Source organism: Rothia dentocariosa ATCC 17931 (assembly GCF_000164695.2).
GTDB lineage: Bacteria > Actinomycetota > Actinomycetes > Actinomycetales > Micrococcaceae > Rothia > Rothia dentocariosa.
Window position 1 is genome coordinate 2,275,576 of sequence record NC_014643.1, and the last position, 17,797, is coordinate 2,293,372.

Below are 17,797 nucleotides of genomic sequence, written 5' to 3' on the forward strand. Positions count from 1 at the left end.
TTTCGGCGTGTAAGCCTAGCCAAAGCTAAGCAGACATAACGTGTGCAAAAGCACATACTGGAAGGATAGGAAGAGAACTATGCCTACACCGGTAAGGAGATTAAGGCCCATGACAGTTGTATCCAATACATCCGAAGCTCTGAACTCCCCCTACGCCAAAGCCCTTGAGCATATGCTCGCCGAAACCCGCGCGCACGCCCTCGATTCCAGTGTTAAAGAAATTGACAGGCTCGCTATCTCGCACGATGCTTCGCATTACCTGCTGGTACCCGCTGGAATCGTACGCCCCGATTCAGCGGAGGCGGTTGCCGATATTTTCCGTGCTGCCAGCGCCTTCAACCTGCCGCTCACCTTCAGGTCGGGCGGCACCTCTCTATCAGGGCAGGCAAGCGGCGATGGGCTGATGGTCGATACCCGCCGTAACTTCAAGAAAATTGAGGTGCTTGACGGCGGCAAGAGGGCGCGCGTTCAGCCCGGCGCCACGGTGATGGCGGTCAATAATATGCTGGCGCCCTACGGGTACAAGCTCGGGCCTGACCCGGCCTCATGGTCGGCATGCACTATCGGCGGGGTGGTTGCCAATAACTCCTCGGGCATGTCTTCCGGCACCGAATTCAACACCTACAACACGCTGGAATCTATGGTATTCGTGCTCCCTAGCGGAACCGTTATTGATACTTCTGCGCCCGATGCCGATGACCGCCTGCGCGCTCTCGAACCCGAAATTCACGAAGGGCTGCTGCGTCTGCGCAAGCGCGTGGTCGAAAACCCGGAATCGGTAGCGCGCATTCGCCAACAGTACTCCATGAAGAACACCATGGGCTACGGCGTAAACTCCCTGCTGGATTACAGCACGCCGATTGATATTCTGCAGCACCTTCTGATCGGTTCCGAAGGAACACTCGGGTTCGTGGCGTCTGCAACCTACCGCACCTTGCCCATTCATAAATTCGTTTCAACCGGTCTGCTCGTGTTCGATAACCTCTTAGACGCAACCCGTTCCGTGCCCGAGCTTGTGGCTAACCACCTGGCGACGGTTGAGCTCATGGATGCCACCAGTATTCGTGTGGCGCAGCGCACCGGGCAGGCAGCGGAGGCTCTTGCTGCTATTGATGTGCGCGAGCATGCGGCTCTGCTTGTGGAATTTCAGGGAAACTCTGAGCAGGAGCTCACCGATCTTGCCGCTTCCGCCGCACCTATGTTTGATGCTCTCCCGGTGGTGTCGCCGGTCGAAATGACCAGCAAACTTTCTGAGCGTAATGCGCTCTGGGCTGCGCGGCGCGGGCTGTACACCACGGTCGCGGGCAACCGCCCCACCGGCACGAATGCGCTGCTTGAGGATGTGGTGGTCCCGGTGGACGTGCTCGGTACTACCTGTCGCGATCTGACCGCGCTCTTTGACGCCCACGGCTACCAGGACTCGGTCATTTTCGGGCACGCAAAAGACGGCAATATTCACTTCATGCTCAACGAGCAGTTCCGCGACGCCAAACAGCTTGTGCGGTACCGCGACTTCACCGAAGAAATGGTGCAGCTCATTCTGGAGGCTGACGGCTCGCTCAAGGCAGAGCACGGAACCGGGCGTATTATGGCACCGTTTGTGCGCCGTCAATTCGGTGACGAGCTCTTCGAGGTCATGCGCGAGATTAAACGCCTGATCGACCCGAAGGGTTTCTTGAACCCGGGTGTGGTTCTTGCCGAGGAAGACACCGATTACGCCACCGACCTGAAAGTTGCCGAAACCGTTGAAGAAGAAGTCGATCGGTGTGTGGAATGCGGGTACTGCGAACCGGTGTGCCCGTCTAAAGATTTGACGTTGACCCCGCGCCAGCGCATTGTGCTGCGCCGCGAAATTGCTGCGGCAGAAGCTAATGGTGATACTAAACTTGCCGAACGCCTACGCCAAGAATACGAATACTACGGTGTGGATACCTGCGCGGTAGATGGCATGTGCGTTACGCGCTGCCCGGTGCAGATCAACACGGGTGATTTGGTGCGCCGTCTGCGTGCCGAGAACCAGGATGCCCTCGGTGCCGCCGGGTGGAAATTCGCCTCGAAACACTGGGGTGCGGTCGATAAAGTGGCGGGTAAGGCTCTCACGGTCGCAAAAATGCTGCCGTTCCCGGTGGTACGCGGAGCCACCGATATTGGTCGTAAACTCTTCGGTGACGATATGGTGCCCGCCTATAAGAAGGGGCTGTCTGCCGGTGGGGCGCCGCGCGTTCCTCATGCGGAAGCGAATCCCGATATCGTGTTCTTCCCTGCCTGTGTGAATGCCATGTTCGGCGGTGTTGATGGTGAAGGTAAGCACGACCCGGTGAATGCGACTCAGGCGTTTATTCGCCTCTGTGAACGTGCGGGCGTGAAATACCGGGTTCCCGAAGGTATCGACCAAATGTGCTGTGGCACGCCGTGGAAGTCCAAGGGGTATACAGACGGCTACTCGATTATGAGCGACCGCGTGCTCAAAGCGCTGTGGCAGGCGACCGACGGCGGGCGCATCCCGATTGTGTGCGATGCTTCCTCGTGCACTGAGGGCCTTGAGGTGATGCGTGCGAAAGTTGCAGCTGCCGTAGAGCATAAAATCACGCAGGGTCTGGGGGCAGGCGAAGCCGATTACGCTCAGTTGAAACTTATTGACTCGGTGCAGTTCGCCGCCGATACGCTGCTGCCTAAGCTCACGGTATCGGCTCCCCTACCATCGCTGGCGCTGCACCCTACCTGCTCGATGACTCACTTGGGCGTGCAGCCAGCGTTCGAGAAGATTGCAAACGCCATGAGTGAGCAGGTATACGTTCCCAAGAATTGGGGATGCTGTGGTTACGCGGGTGACCGCGGTATGCTGCATCCTGAGCTTACGCAGAGCGCTACCCGTGCCGAGACCGCTGAGCTAAACGAGCACGAGTTCGCCGCATATGCGTCCTCAAACCGAACCTGTGAGCAGGGTATGACCGAAGCAACCGGACATACCTTCCAGAACGTACTGCAGCTTCTAGAGCGGGCCACTCGGTAAAGCTTTGCTCCGTTAAAACTGTAGGGCTGTGGGTGCAGCATCTTGCGATGCTGTACCCACAGCCCTATGTTTGTAATGCTTCTTATTTCGACAGCTCAGAAGGCCAGTTTATATTCTGCCTCCCCCCGGATATACAAAAACGCTATGTCCTGTTTCTAGCGTCAGAGCTAAATCTTCAGGACATAGCGTTTTTAGCGAAATCGCTAATAATCGTGTTGTGCGGTGCGATATAAGAGCAACCCGGAAGTCTTGTTGCCCAAGGTAACCCTTCAGAACTACCTCACTTCTAACATTAGCCTTATCTGTAAGCGAACTTCAAAGATATTCGGAAATTGTAACCAAATCTTTATGTTTAGCGAAAAGTTCAACCTTTTATCAACATTTTGGTAGTGTCATACTAATTTTCACGACAGGGGTATGTGAGACTTTCTCCTGTACAATAAAACAGTTTTTATATGTGAGGTATTACTCTTTATATACTGACAATCTGTTTACATGTTGGGCCAGGTCGGGTGCAACCGACCCTCACTATCCCCCACCCCCACATCATCCAAATGCCACCGCTGACCCGTATACACATCCACCTTACGCAACTGCGGATTCGGATTCCCAACATCAGGCTCATCCGCATGCCCTGGACACCCCTTCGCCCCCGGATCCTCAGTACAAGTCTTACCCACCGAATGCACCTCAGACTCCCACACCCGCACCAGCACCGGCTCACTAACACGAGACACCTCGGTTCCGAAAAACTGCCACGGCCCACCATCAATACTGTACTGACCCGCATACGTCACCGTGACATAGGCATGAAAATTCCCCACCTGCGGATACGCATAACTCGTCGACGTCTCCTTCACCCCCGAAGAGGAGGAAGTGGTGGTACTACTGCTGCTGCTTCGGGGTGTACCAGCTTGATGAGTTCTCAGCTCCTGCCCGTCTCCGTACTCATACCGGTACGCCACCGGTACCGCCCGAATCCTGGTACGTCCAATCGGTAAGTCCCCTTCAAATAAGTTGGAACTGCCTTCTAGAGTGGTGTAGAAATTCGTTTCCTCACCCTTGCTCGTGTGTGGCGGATGCGCACTATCCAGGGTCAGGTGCGGATGTGCCGGGATCAGCTCCAGCAAATGGGTGCGCATCTCGGTGATAATCCGCTCATACTCACCCTGGGCTTGCTGTGCTGCTTCCGGGTCGTTCAGGGTGCAGGTATCACCGAACAGATGATTCGTAATCGTCTCCCCGACAGGTTTAGCCTGACCATCATCAGTAAATTCTTTATACTGGCCCACACGCCCATCCCGACTAACACAGTACGAACCATCATTTGCAACATCAAATCTAAATGACTTATGAGCACCACTTTTATCTTGAGCGAACCCAAGATTCCCATGATGATGCTCCCGATACCATCTCGTCCACTCATCTTGCCGACGTTCATTATTTTCCTGAGACGTGTGCAGATCGGCATTTGGATACTGTCCTATATTTTGCTCTGGCGCTTGTCCCCCGCCGCGCCACTGTTGACTTTGAGATATCTCCTGCTCTGAACACCATAGTGAAGCATCCGAATTACCGCAGAGAGGATCACCCATAACCGGAACACTTTGAAAAAGTGAGGCACATACCAATGATGCAATCATTAGGCATGGAAGAGCTCTATTCTTCATTCTTCTCACCCTTCATATCCAAGAACTCAACGCTATCGATAAGCCACCGATTCCCATCATGGTGAAGAGTCATCATATACCAGTTATTCTCGTAATCTTTATTAACAACTTCCTTATAGTGCTCTCCATCAGCCTCAATATAGATGAGATGTGGCCAAGCCATGAAGAACTTCCACTTATATTTACCACCACCGTGGTTAATAGGCTCACCATGGAACTCGTAGCCATGCACATCTCCGCCTACAATCCACCCACCCTTTTTATAAAGACGAGTATCAAAATCATAGGTCTTCTGTTCATCTGTGAAGTTCTTACTGATAAATTTATAGGCCTCTTTGAAGTCCCCAGTCTGAAGCCCGTAGTTACGCCATTCCGTCCAGGCTTTTACCGACTTAGTCATCCCTTCTAAGGAAGCGTTCGTATACCCCTCCTCCGTCTTCGGTTTCGGGACATTCTGCGCAGGACCATACACATCAGCGGCGCGGAATTCTCCATCTGGTGCTTTCGAGTTCCCCGAATAATGCTGTGGCGCACTCGACGACGGCGACGGATTCTCACTTGAGGAAACAGAAGCAGAACTGGAAGCATCAGCACTTTCCGCACTAGAAGAACTCGGGCTCTCAACAGACGTTCCAGCTGGTTTTGCATCTTCCCCACACGCAGATAACAACACAGCAAACCCAGAAACGCCCAAAGCACTCATAAGGGCACGACGAGACAAAACAGGGATACGAGTATTCATCGATGAACAACACATCCTCAAAATAATTGTGGCTGGGTGAATAAGATAAGACCAATTCTGAAAACCACACGTTCCATGCGCCATTCCTCCAATGGAACAGCTTATTCGCACGTACTAAATGGAATCAGAAGAAGTCATATCTATTACTCTACGATGATTCAAAATATTTAGCGATTTACCCTCGACATATATAACCATTTATTAATAAACAACTCTGTGGATTTTATTCAAAACATTAAAGATATTAGACTTTCGAGTTTACATTTAAAAACTCAACTTCCACACAGAACTACCCCTAAGAATTGCACCTATACATTTTGAATAGAACAGAGACCCTTATACAAAACCCGCCCGGCGTCTCCTCATAGAGTACGCCGGGCGGGTTTATAGTCTAAAAATTGCTTATGCTGCGTGCTGGCATGTGGGGCATGCGCAGTCATCACATGCGCAGTTGGCGCAAGAATCATTGCAGTGTGCGCATTCGCAAACCGCATGGTTACAGGTCGGGCAGGTGCAGTTATCACAGGTGCAGTTTACGCACAGGTCAGAGCAGTTGCCGCAGGAGCATGCGTTGCACTCATCGTAGTGTCCTTCGTGCTCGCGGTGTGCGTGCCCGTCATGCAGGTAGTCTACGTGATCTAAGTGAATGACTGCCTGGTGACCACATGTAGGTCCGTGGGTATGTGCATGGCTTTCGGAATGACGGTGGGGTGCAACGGTGGTCATGATCTCTCCTCAGATAAACCGAGCTAATCGCCGGTGTGTTTCGTGTGTTCGTGCACATCCTTCACAATGTGACTGATGTGGTGGTCTAACAATTTGTAGATAGTGGTTCTGCCGTGCTGCTCCCCTTCAACAACATGCGCCTCTCGAAGGATGCGCAAATGATGCGAGGCGAGCGGCTGCGAAATACCCAAGCAGGTATGCAGTTCGCTCACACTATGTGGACGCTCCACCAAATGGTGTGCAATCGCAAGTCTTAACGGATTGGCGAGTGCTGAGAAAATTGCTACGGATGCACCGAATTCTTGTTCCCAGTCTCGTGGTTCCGTCTGACCTGAACCCTTATCCATAAACATAATTTTATATAAACGCCTTTTTATAGGTCAATACGCTACAAACTTCTCACCAAATTGTGACATTAACGTACTGACTAGGCGTTTTCCTCCTTTACATGAAATATGGACTGCCCAAAACCTCACAGTCCTCTTAGACTATGCGAGCCCCATCGTTTCCGTTTATTCTCACTCTAGCAGGCTCCCTTCTCCGTCAAACCTTAGGTTACGTTTCCTAACACCCCCTTATCGCGCACAAAGGTTCAGGTCAACAAAAGTACCTGCATCCTCTCCTTTACATGGGTGAGGATGCAGGTACTTTAAATACAAAGCGGGGAACGAACGCGCAGACCATACGGTACTGCACTTTTTTGCAGCGTTTACCCAACCATCTGAATAAACCTTGTCTTATCCGCTATAAGGCCGCGAGCACCTGTTACTGATAGCGCCAATTCCTTCAATGCGGGTTACTAGAGTCTGCCCAGGCTTAAGCCAGTTCCGTGGGTGCAGTGAAAGCCCTACTCCGGCGGGAGTTCCGGTAGCGATGAGGTCGCCGGGTTCTAGGGTCATGAACTGCGAGATATATGAGATAAGCTGTGCAGAAGTAAAAATCATGTCAGAGGTATTACCGTGCTGACGTATCTCGCCGTCAACTTCGCAGGTAAGATCAAGTCCGCAGGTAGGGTCAAGCTCGTCCGTCGCCACAATATAGGGACCAAACGGTGTCATGCTATCCCAGTTTTTACCCTGGAACCATTCGCTGGTACGTCCCTGCCAGTCGCGCACCGAAACATCGTTGAAAATGGTGTACCCCAGCAGTCCAGCGAGCGCTTCTTCTTCGTCTACCCGGCGCATCTTTTGCCCAATAACAAGGCAAAGTTCGACCTCCCAGTCTATTTTTGTGCTTCCGGTTTCGTTTGCAGAAGGCATCTGAATTTCTTCGTTGGGGCCGATGAGTGCGTTTGGATATTTCGTGAAGATGGTGGGATACTTCGGGATTTCGAGTCCCATTTCTTCGGCGTGATCGCGGTAGTTGAGCCCGGCACAAAGGACTTTTCCAGGGCGATCCAGCGGTCGTACGAAGCGTAGGGTATTCCAGAGTTCTTCGCCGTGTCCTAGTGTTGTAGCACCGTTTTCACGGAGGATACTCGCCGCGTTGGCAGGGTCGCCGAAGTTGGTGCGGTAACGGCTGTAGAACTGGAGTAGGGGTGAGAGTTTTGCGGGGAGTTCATAGATGGTTTTTTCGTGCATGCAGACGGCGCGGCGGCCTTTGTCGTCTTGAATTTGTCCCCAGCGCATATGCTCTCCTTGAGGTGTGAGGGCGGTCGTATTACCAGTCTACGGTGAACTTATCTTTATTGTCTTGCTAGGGGTGCCGTGCAGCTGCATGGATTATGTGGGAACCGCCGATAGTTTTAGCGGACATAAGGCGGGAACGCTGCCTTGGCGCATAATGGCTATTTGAAGCCGTTCTGTGCATAAATCTCTAAAATCGCGTCTTCGAGGTCTTCCATGAGCAAAGCGGGGTTTGCGTCTTCGGCGGCACCTACAGTTGCAGGGTTCAGGGGCATGCCTAGAGCATCGTATACCCGCGAAATAACCTCGCGTAGAGATACCGAATTGTATACAACGATTCCCGTGCTGAACCACCAGCCGCCCTGAATAACGCGCTGTGCGGTCCCCACGAGTTTGATGCGCTCCCCAGCATGTTCGCCGCCTAGTCGGGCGTATACGGAGTATTCTCCGGGGCAGTATTCTTGGGGGATTTCGCCGACCGCCGCATCCACCCCGACGAGTTGCAGGGCTTGGGCGTACATTTCTCCGAAAAGTTTGTAACGCAGGTTGTTTCCGGTTTTTGCGTCTTCGGCGGGCTGAAAATGATCGATGACGAGGCAGCCGGTGTGGTAGGCGGCCGCGTGACCGCCTACTTTACGCACGAGTATGTCGTATCCGAGATCACGGCACGCCTGGGCGGCGGCGGTAAATCCTGGATTGAGCTCATCGCGACGGCCGAAGGCGACGGTAGGGTTCGGCTGATAGATGCGCAGGGTTGCGGGGCGTTTTCCCGCTGCGACCTCGCGCAGCATTGCCACGGTATCGTCGTGGTGCATTAGGAGTTCACCGGATTTTGGGCCTTGTTCACGAAGGATTTCCACGGATTTTATTCTACCGGGTTGGCGCATCATTCCCGACTGTTCAGCGAAAGTAAGGGAAACCAAGGAAGCCCTGTGTTTTTGCGGGCAAACCCTTTTCTGAAAGGTGATTCTAGACGTAAACTTAAAACGTCTGAAGGGTATTCCCACATAAACCATCAGATACCAACACATTCACAGCATAAGAACGCTGACGAAACCGTATGCACACTGCACGTGTGCGCCTATCAAGTTTCGTTTCAAAGGAGTACGGACATGAGCCAATCGTCCTCGACATCCGAACCCGATGCCACCGCTCGCAATGAGCAATCGCAACCTCCCGAAAAACCCAAGCAGGCTAATACTGCTCTCATCGTCAAAGTTGCGGTGATTCTCGCGGTTACTGTAGCCATCTGGTTTATTCCCGTACCCCCGGGGGTGGAACCACGTGGAATGCATATGCTCGCTATCTTTGCCGGTACTATCCTAGGTCTTATCTTCCAGCCGCTGCCGACCCCATCAGTGGCGCTTATTGGTCTCGGCGCTGCAATGATCACCGGTACCATGAACGCTAAAGAAGAAGCGCTTAAAGGCTTCGGCAACGACTCAATCTGGATTATTGTTGCCGCGTTCTTTATCGCCGATGGGTTCCTCATTACCGGGTTAGGAAAACGCATCGCCCTATTGTTTGTGCGCATGCTCGGTAAGTCTTCCCTCGGGCTTTCTTACGGCATGGCGATCACAGACCTCGTGCTTGCACCGGCGACTCCTTCAAATACGGCTCGCGCGGGTGGCGTGATTTACCCAATTATTCGCTCTCTTGCTGAGGTGAATGGCTCTACCAACGAGACCCCCGAGAAACGCCGCAAGCTGGGCTCTTATCTGCTCATGACTGAGGCGCAGGTCAATACCATCACTGCCGCAATGTTCGTGACAGCAATGGCTGGTAACCCGCTGGCTCAAAAATTTGCTCAAGAAAAAGGACTGCATCTGGACTGGGGCACCTGGGCGCTTGCCGCGTTAGCTCCCGGCCTGATTGCCCTTGCTGTTATGCCTTGGTTTATCTCGAAGGTATACCCGCCGACTATCAAGCACACCCCTGATGCTCCCGACCATGCACGCAAAGAGCTTGCCGAGATGGGCCCCTTAAGCGTGTCGGAATGGATTATGCTCGGTACCTTCGTACTGCTGTTAGCCCTATGGATTGGCGGCACATCCTGGGGTATTAGCGCGACCAGTGCAGCCTTCTTCGGCATCGCAATTCTTCTTGTGACTAAAGTGCTCACCTGGAAAGATATGGCGAATAACTCCAGCGCTTGGTCCACCCTCATTTTTTTCGCGGTGCTTGTGGGCATGGCGGATCAGCTCAAGAAGCTCAAGGTTGTTGATTGGGTAGGTGACCGCGCTGCACACAGCGTTGCGGGTATGTCCTGGCCGCTCGCCTTTGGCATTCTGATTCTGGTGTACTTCTACATTCACTACATGTTTGCTTCTAACACCGCGCAGATTGTCGCCCTCTATGCTGTGTTCCTGGGGGCAGCAATTTCGGCGGGTACTCCCCCAATGTTCGCCGCACTTTTCCTCGGCTTTACCGGCAACCTTATCGGCGGTATCACTCACTATGCCTCTGGACCGGCAGGGGTGTACTACGGATCGGGGTATTTCAGTGTGGGCGAATGGTTCAAGCTGGGCTTCCTGTCTTCGCTCGTAAATATTATTATTTGGGGTGCTGTGGGCACCGCGTGGCTATTCGCTCTCGGATACGCTACTCCCTAGTGAGCGCTCGCTAAGCTCTTCCGATTCTATTCAGCCCAATAATCTCCGGGCGCTGAATCTTTTTCTAAGATACAGTGCCCGGAGCTTTTTATTTCTGCCGACATTCTGCATGCTGCCCACACCCATAAGCACTCGATACAGCGTGGCGCAGCAAAGCGATGCACCAAGGTTCTAGCGCTGAAACTTAAGCCATCTTCCGTAATCTTACTGCGCATCCCTGCAAGAATATGCGCTAAAACTGTTAGGGTTGTTGTAAAACAACGGCGATGTGTTCTATCCGCCATATACGTATTCCCCATCTAAGCATTAACTGTCCGCCATCTACGGGAGAGTCCCATGCATCAAGACCAGCATTTCACGCATGACACCCAATCGCTGCCCATCATCAAACCCCACCTGCACGGCGCGTTTCCCCCAAATTTTCTATGGGGCGGCGCTTCCGCAGCCAACCAATGTGAAGGTGCCTGGGATGAAGACGGTAAGGGTCCTAGTATTCAGGATGTGCTTCCTCACGGAGGGCTGAACCCACGAAGTGCCGCGCCCACGCCCGATAACCTCAAACTTGAGGGCACCGATTTCTACCACCGCTACCCCGAAGACATCGCTCTCCTTGCGGAAATGGGGTTCAAAGTATTCCGGTTCTCCATCGCTTGGTCACGTGTCTTCCCAAACGGTGATGAAACAGAACCGAATGAGGAAGGTCTCGCCTTCTACGACCGTGTGCTTGATGAACTTGAAAAATACGGCATCGAACCGCTTATCGCTATCAGCCACTACGAAACACCGCTCTACCTTGCAGAACAATACAACGGCTGGGTAAGCCGCGATCTTATCGACTTCTACGAACGATACTGCCGGGTACTCTTTGAACGCTACGGCCACCGGGTAAAATACTGGCTCACTTTCAATGAAATCAATTCGGTACTGCATCTACCGTTTATGTCTGGCGGTATTAACACCCCCAAAGAACAGCTGAGTGAGCAAGACCTCTACCAAGCAATTCATCATGAGCTTGTCGCCTCAGCGCGCGCTACCCGTGCTGCCCGCGAGCTCGCACCTCAAGCCCAGATTGGCTGCATGATTTTAGCAATGCCAACCTATCCGCTCACACCATCACCCCAGGATGCGCTCGCCGCCCTACACGCCGAACACGCTAACTTTGCCTTTGGCGACGTGCACGTTCGTGGAACCTATCCCGGATATTTCCTACGCATACTCCACGAAAAAGGTATCGAGCTCAACATTACCGAACGAGATCGGGAAGACCTCAAAAATACAGTCGATTTTGTCTCGTTCAGCTACTACATGTCCACCTGTGCCAGCAGCGACCCAAGCCGCAGCGAAAGCAACGAAGGGAATATTCTCGGTGGAGTATCTAACCCAACATTGACCGCTTCCGAATGGGGATGGCAGATCGATCCTGTTGGGCTGCGTATTGTACTCAACCAGTACTGGGACCGCTGGCAGAAACCGCTCTTCATCGTCGAGAACGGCTTAGGCGCACGCGACGAACTTGTTGAGGTCGATGGTGAAATGACCGTGATCGACGATTACCGTATCGATTATCTGCGGGCACACCTGGAACAGGTGCGCGAAGCTATTGCCGATGGCGTGCAGCTACTCGGTTACACTACGTGGGGCTGTATCGACATGGTTTCGGCGTCTACAGCGCAGATGTCGAAACGCTACGGTTTCGTCTATGTAGATCGTCATGACGACGGCTCGGGGTCACTCTCCCGTTACCGTAAGAAGTCTTTTGATTGGTACCGTCGAGTGATCACATCTAACGGTGCGGAGCTTGAGAACTCCTAGTAAATCTTGTGAGAAATGCGAGGTTGGTCTTCGGGTAAGTTTTCGAAAGACCAATCCTGTGTTGTGCGCGCTCACTGAAATTCTCTGACTCTCACCAAAAATTTACGAACCTTACGATACTTCATCGAGCGGCATATCGTGCATGCTCGTTGAGACAAACTCCCACCATGTAGGGATGAATCCGGCTGCCAAAGCCACACGCTGTGAGAGCACATGTGAAGGACTGGTTCCATAAAATGGAACACGCCCATCGGCAAGAACCATTCGGGAAAGTTCATATACAAGACGCGCAGCAAGCCCGCGTTGTCGCACCTGTGGCAGCACATCAATACCAATTTGACGCATCAGTGGCGAATCGTCACTTGCACCCGCCATTGCTAAAGGATCTGCCAAAGCAGTGGCGGCGTCAGGGTCAAATGCTGCAAGGACCGTAATATCGGGGCGACGTTTGCTAAACCCTAAAGCGTTCGAATACCGTGGATCGCCACGAAAACGCTCGTACTGCTCGGGGTGAAGGAGCTCTATTCGCACCGAGAATTCCGAAACCGCCGTATCATCTTCATCTGCCTCTAAAGCATCTGCCGAAGCGTTCGGTACTTTCGTCACCGTGCGAAGACCGCAAATATGTTGCCGTAAGGATTCTCGAAGAACGCCGCTGTCTACCCGGCGCATCATACCGATTCCGGGTACCGCACATTTAACCTCTTGCGCCGGAGCATCCGGCGGAACCACAGATTCAAGCAGGTTGCGTGAAGGCGTGTAATATACGCTTGTTCCGCTCACCTGCTGGCTGTAAGGGGTCAAGAGTTCATTCAGCTGGCGTAACGGTGCATAATCGCCCAGCCAATTTGAGAGATCCCCACGCATATACTCAGTGGCCGTTTTCAAAACCCGGGGATACTTTGCGCAAAGCAACCCCACGCCCAGATAGTTACCTACCCGAAGTTCCCAGGTATCAGCGTTGCGGCGGCGGGATGCGCTCATCTCTTCCGTTGGAAGCTGCAGTGCGCTCAGGACCTCAGCACCCAGATTCTGTGCTTGAGAGATAGCTCCCGCAGGTAAACAGAAATCTGCCTCTAACTGAGCAGCAAGAATATGGCGTACTCTGTCGAGAGTTGTTACAGCACCGCGTATTTGCGCTCGCGGATGATTACCTGAAATATGACTCACACCAAAAGTTCCTTGATGAAACGTCCGGTATGAGACTCCTCAACCTGTGCGACGTCTTCAGGCGTTCCTTCGGCGATTACGGTGCCTCCGCCGTCGCCACCTTCCGGACCCATATCAATAATCCAGTCGGCACATTTAATGACATCAAGGTTGTGTTCAATCGTGATAACGGTATTGCCCTTATCAACGAGAGACTGAAGCACAGTTAAGAGCTTACGGATATCCTCAAAATGCAGACCCGTTGTAGGCTCATCAAGCACATAGATCGAACGACCGTTAGAACGCTTCTGCAGCTCTGCGGCAAGTTTCACGCGCTGCGCCTCACCACCTGAAAGCGTGGTTGCGGGCTGCCCTAGACGAATGTAGCCAAGCCCCACATCAACCAGCGTGTTTAAGTGCCGAGCGATCGGGGTGAAGGCCGCAAAAAATTCTGCAGCTTCTTCAACCGGCATTTCAAGCACATCAGAAATAGTCTTACCTTTGTAATGCACTTCGAGGGTTTCGCGATTATAGCGTTTTCCCTGGCAGGTTTCGCAAGGCACGTAAACATCCGGCAAAAAGTTCATCTCAATCTTGAGGGTGCCGTCACCCGAGCATGCTTCGCATCGACCGCCTTTAACGTTGAACGAGAACCGCCCGGGCGTATATCCGCGCACTTTAGCCTCATTCGTCTCGGCAAAGAGCTTACGAATATGGTCGAATACACCGGTGTACGTCGCGGGATTTGACCGCGGGGTACGCCCAATAGGCGATTGGTCAACGTGAATAACCTTATCCAGATGTTCCAGACCGTCTACCTTCTTGTGCCGTCCTGGAACCTGTTTTGCACCGTTGAGTTTATTCGCCAGTGAGGTATAGAGAATATCGTTCACGAGGGTTGATTTACCCGATCCCGATACGCCTGTGATCGCGGTAAAAACACCTAGGGGGAAGGTAACATCAACATTTTTGAGGTTGTTCTCGCGAGCTCCATAGACCTTTAACACACGTTTACGGTCATGTGGGCGGCGTTTCTTTGGAACTTCAATAGAGCGCCGACCCGCCATATAATCACCGGTTATCGACTTTTTATTGGACAAAAGTTCCTTGTAAGTGCCCGAATGGACGATTTCACCGCCGTGTTCGCCCGCACCTGGACCAACATCGACAATCCAGTCGGCTTCCCGCATCGTGTCTTCGTCATGTTCCACTACGATGAGGGTATTTCCCATATCACGTAGCTTTGTCAAGGTATCGATTAGACGTCGGTTGTCGCGCTGGTGCAAACCTATAGAGGGCTCATCCAACACATAAAGCACACCAACGAGCCCGGAACCAATCTGGGTTGCCAGTCGTATGCGCTGGGCCTCCCCGCCCGAAAGCGTGCCAGCAGAGCGTGATAACGTCAGGTAATCGAGTCCTACGTCCAAGAGGAATTGCAGGCGTGCATCTAGTTCCTTGAGAACCTGGTCGGCGATCTTAGCCTCGCGAGGGGTCAGCTTTAGGGCGCGCATAAAATCTAAGGCGGCACGAAGCGGCATAGCGGTTACATCCGCAATGGATTTACCCTCAATTTTGACGCTGAGAATAGTAGGGTTAAGCCGCGCACCGTGACATACCGGGCATGCAACTTGACGCATATATTGTTCGTAGCGATCACGCGCAAAATCAGATTCAGTTTCTTGATGTTTACGCATGATATTGGCTTTAACACCCTCAAACCCGGAGGTATAGCGGCGTTCGCGTCCAAAACGGTTGCGGTACGAGACCTCAACTTTAAAATCTTTGCCCTCCAGAATTGCTTTGCGAACCTTGGCAGGAAGATCTTTCCACGGAGTGTTAAGGTCAAATCCGAGTTCTTCGCCGAGACCTGCAAGAAGACGCAGCCAATACTCGGTGGTAGATTTTCCCTGCGACCACGGAGCAATAGCGCCTTCACCCAGAGTCATATCTGGGTTGGGTACTAAAAGATCCTCATCAACTTCAAGCCTGGAACCAATACCATCGCAAGCCTGGCATGCGCCAAAGGGCGAGTTGAAGGAGAAGGCACGTGGCTCAATAGTGTCCACCTGCAGGGGGTGATTGTTGGGGCAGGCAAGGTTTTCACTAAATGTTCGAGTACGTTCGGGTGAATCTGCCTGTACATCTACGAATTCGATGAGCAAGCGGCCGTCGGCTAGTCTGAGTGCGGTCTCCACGGAATCGGTCAGTCGCTGGTGGATGCTCTCCTTGATTACGATGCGATCTACCACAACGTCAATGGTGTGTTTGTATTGTTTCGCTAGTTTAGGAGGATCCGAAAGTTGAACTGTTTTTCCGTCCACCCGGGCACGCGAATAGCCCTGTGTCACCAGGTCTTTGAACAGATCAACAAACTCACCTTTGCGAGCTGATACCACGGGGGCAAGAACCTGCAAACGCGTACGCTCGGGGTATTCCAGCAGTGCATCGACAATCTGCTGCGGGGTTTGCTTGGTAATTTCTTCACCGCACACTGGGCAGTGCGCACGTCCTACACGGGCCCACAGCAGGCGCATATAATCGTAAATCTCGGTGATGGTGCCTACCGTCGACCGCGGGTTTTTTGAAGTAGATTTCTGGTCGATAGAGACCGCTGGCGATAGCCCCTCAATAAAATCAACATCAGGCTTATCTACCTGCCCAAGGAACATACGCGCGTAGGAAGATAGTGATTCAACGTACCTGCGCTGTCCCTCTGCGAAGATAGTGTCGAAAGCAAGTGAAGATTTACCCGATCCCGATAGACCCGTAAAAACCACCATTGCGTCACGTGGAATCGTAAGATCAACGTTCTTGAGGTTGTTTTCGCGAGCACCCTGCACACGAATGCTGCTCAAGTCGTTTGACTGCAAAGGGGCGGTTGCTGATCCAGCGCGGGGAGGCATCGAAAATCCTTTCGTCTATCTTCGAATCTACATTCTACGCTCTTTCGGCGGGGATAGCATGCTTTATGATGCAGGTTTGACTCGTGGCGAACTTTTTCCTGGCAACTTTCGTTCCCGTTACCCCTTTATATCTTGCCGCTAGAAACGGGATATACACCGCATCAGTACACTGGATATATGGCTACTTATCCCGAATCAACTCTTATCTTCGAAAATCCGGAATTTACGGTACGTGCCCTAAGCGTCTCAGACATGGATAACAGCGTCTACCTGATCACGATTCGCCATACTGGTGAGCAAATGCTGATCGATCCCGCTTATGATGCGGAAGCACTGTATACCTTCACGCTTGAGGCAATCATGCAGGACTGCCCAAACCTAGCCCTTACAGAAGAAAACGACCGCCGAGTGCGCATTCTCGAATCTGAAGAAGATTTCGAGCCTATCCCCCGCCGTGCTCTTGGCGTGACGGGCATCATGGTCACCCATGGGCATTGGGATCACATTCGTGCTCTGCGCGAGCTTGAATCTCTCACCGGTGCCATTACTTATGCAGGATCCGCGGACGCCGAGGCCATTCGTGCGCAAGAAAATTTCACGATTGAAAACGAGTTAAACGGCGGCGAAGTTTTTGATTTTTACGATACAGAGCTGCAGGTGCGCGCTATTTCCGTTCCCGGGCATACTCCCGGATCCATCGTATATTCTGTACAGACCACATGGGAAGATGGCTCCCCCGCTACCCTGCTTTTCACCGGCGATGCGCTCTTCCCCGGCGGCGTAGGCAAGACCGATTCATCCGCGCAGTTTGGCGAACTTTTCTCAAACGTTCTTGAAAAACTCTTTGGAAACTTTGATGATGAAGCGATTGTGCTTCCGGGCCACGGGCGTTCCACAACATTAGGCACCGAGCGTCCATACCTTGAAGAGTGGGGTTCACGGGGCTGGTAGTCCAGTACATCTTGTAGGCTTTCTAGCAGCACAAGTCTGGTTAAACAAAACGACCGCGCTACCATAGCGCGGTCGTTTTATGACACCCGGGGGTATCTATCACTCACTCAAACACAAGCAACTCGAGGACAATTCATGAAACCTTCGATCACTTGATAACTCAAGTTTAGCCTACTTTTGGGTCGGTTTTCTACATGGTTTTTGCTCCCCAAACACCTTAGATAAGCTGAGCGCATATTTGTAACCATTCTGTTATTTTTACCCCGCATGAAAGCAGGGCATTTAAATACCAATTGAGATTTTATTGATTTTTATATGGCATAAATCACTAAAACTTTTTTCTGGAAGTTCCGCGTCATACAGCCATTTTTCAAGGTACACCTCTAAATAACAGTATTGTTAAACCCGCGTAATCATGCGGATTCTATACACCAATTGGTCTGTTTGAATGGTTTTTCGCAACACACGCGAAATCGGTGAAAACTACCCCTCGGTACAGCCCACGAAGACACAGAAAAGGTGCCGTGCGCATCCCAACATAACGAGGATGCCCACGGCACCTTATCAAGCTTGCCTTCGCCTTTTATGGGC

General features: G+C 52.2%; 11 protein-coding genes. 4 read left to right on the plus strand and 7 right to left on the minus strand.

The window, feature by feature from the left end:
* Positions 1-109 precede the first annotated feature (109 nt).
* Complete coding sequence (locus HMPREF0733_RS09745) at positions 110-3,013, plus strand: FAD-binding and (Fe-S)-binding domain-containing protein (RefSeq protein ID WP_013399153.1); 2,904 nt, start codon at positions 110-112, stop codon at positions 3,011-3,013.
* 491 nt (positions 3,014-3,504) lie between these two features.
* Here the strand turns inward: HMPREF0733_RS09745 and HMPREF0733_RS09750 are convergent, their stop codons facing one another.
* From HMPREF0733_RS09750 to HMPREF0733_RS09775, 5 genes are all read right to left on the minus strand, one after another.
* Entirely contained in the window at positions 3,505-4,608 is a 1,104-nt protein-coding gene (locus HMPREF0733_RS09750; protein ID WP_174258204.1) for a hypothetical protein, read from the minus strand.
* 64 nt (positions 4,609-4,672) lie between these two features.
* Positions 4,673-5,425, minus strand: a complete 753-nt coding sequence (locus tag HMPREF0733_RS09755; protein ID WP_041321798.1) for a DUF6318 family protein — start codon at positions 5,423-5,425, stop codon at positions 4,673-4,675.
* Between the two features lie 749 nt (positions 5,426-6,174).
* Complete coding sequence (locus HMPREF0733_RS09765) at positions 6,175-6,498, minus strand: ArsR/SmtB family transcription factor (RefSeq protein WP_244864729.1); 324 nt, start codon at positions 6,496-6,498, stop codon at positions 6,175-6,177.
* Between the two features lie 390 nt (positions 6,499-6,888).
* Positions 6,889-7,779, minus strand: coding sequence for a fumarylacetoacetate hydrolase family protein (locus HMPREF0733_RS09770; protein ID WP_013399158.1), 891 nt, complete (start codon positions 7,777-7,779; stop codon positions 6,889-6,891).
* 158 nt (positions 7,780-7,937) lie between these two features.
* A complete protein-coding gene (locus HMPREF0733_RS09775; RefSeq protein WP_041321800.1) occupies positions 7,938-8,636 on the minus strand; it encodes a lipoate--protein ligase family protein in 699 nt (232 codons plus the stop codon).
* A 252-nt stretch (positions 8,637-8,888) separates the two neighbouring features.
* Here HMPREF0733_RS09775 and HMPREF0733_RS09780 point away from each other — a divergent pair, with 252 nt between their 5' ends.
* Complete coding sequence (locus HMPREF0733_RS09780; protein WP_013399160.1) at positions 8,889-10,388, plus strand: anion permease; 1,500 nt, start codon at positions 8,889-8,891, stop codon at positions 10,386-10,388.
* A 336-nt stretch (positions 10,389-10,724) separates the two neighbouring features.
* Complete coding sequence (locus HMPREF0733_RS09785) at positions 10,725-12,200, plus strand: glycoside hydrolase family 1 protein (protein WP_013399161.1); 1,476 nt, start codon at positions 10,725-10,727, stop codon at positions 12,198-12,200.
* 111 nt (positions 12,201-12,311) lie between these two features.
* On the opposite strand, the gene HMPREF0733_RS09790 is transcribed toward HMPREF0733_RS09785, so the two are convergent.
* Both HMPREF0733_RS09790 and uvrA read right to left on the minus strand, forming a co-directional pair.
* Positions 12,312-13,370, minus strand: coding sequence for a GNAT family N-acetyltransferase (locus HMPREF0733_RS09790; protein WP_013399162.1), 1,059 nt, complete (start codon positions 13,368-13,370; stop codon positions 12,312-12,314).
* The gene (gene uvrA, locus HMPREF0733_RS09795; RefSeq protein ID WP_013399163.1) at positions 13,367-16,255 is read right to left on the minus strand and encodes an excinuclease ABC subunit UvrA; all 2,889 of its coding nucleotides are present in this window, start codon (positions 16,253-16,255) and stop codon (positions 13,367-13,369) included. Before uvrA ends, HMPREF0733_RS09790 begins: the two co-directional genes overlap by 4 nt.
* A gap of 177 nt (positions 16,256-16,432) precedes the next feature.
* Between uvrA and HMPREF0733_RS09800 the strand changes: the two genes are divergently transcribed.
* Positions 16,433-17,206, plus strand: coding sequence for an MBL fold metallo-hydrolase (locus HMPREF0733_RS09800; RefSeq protein WP_013399164.1), 774 nt, complete (start codon positions 16,433-16,435; stop codon positions 17,204-17,206).
* The last annotated feature ends 591 nt before the right edge of the window (positions 17,207-17,797 follow it).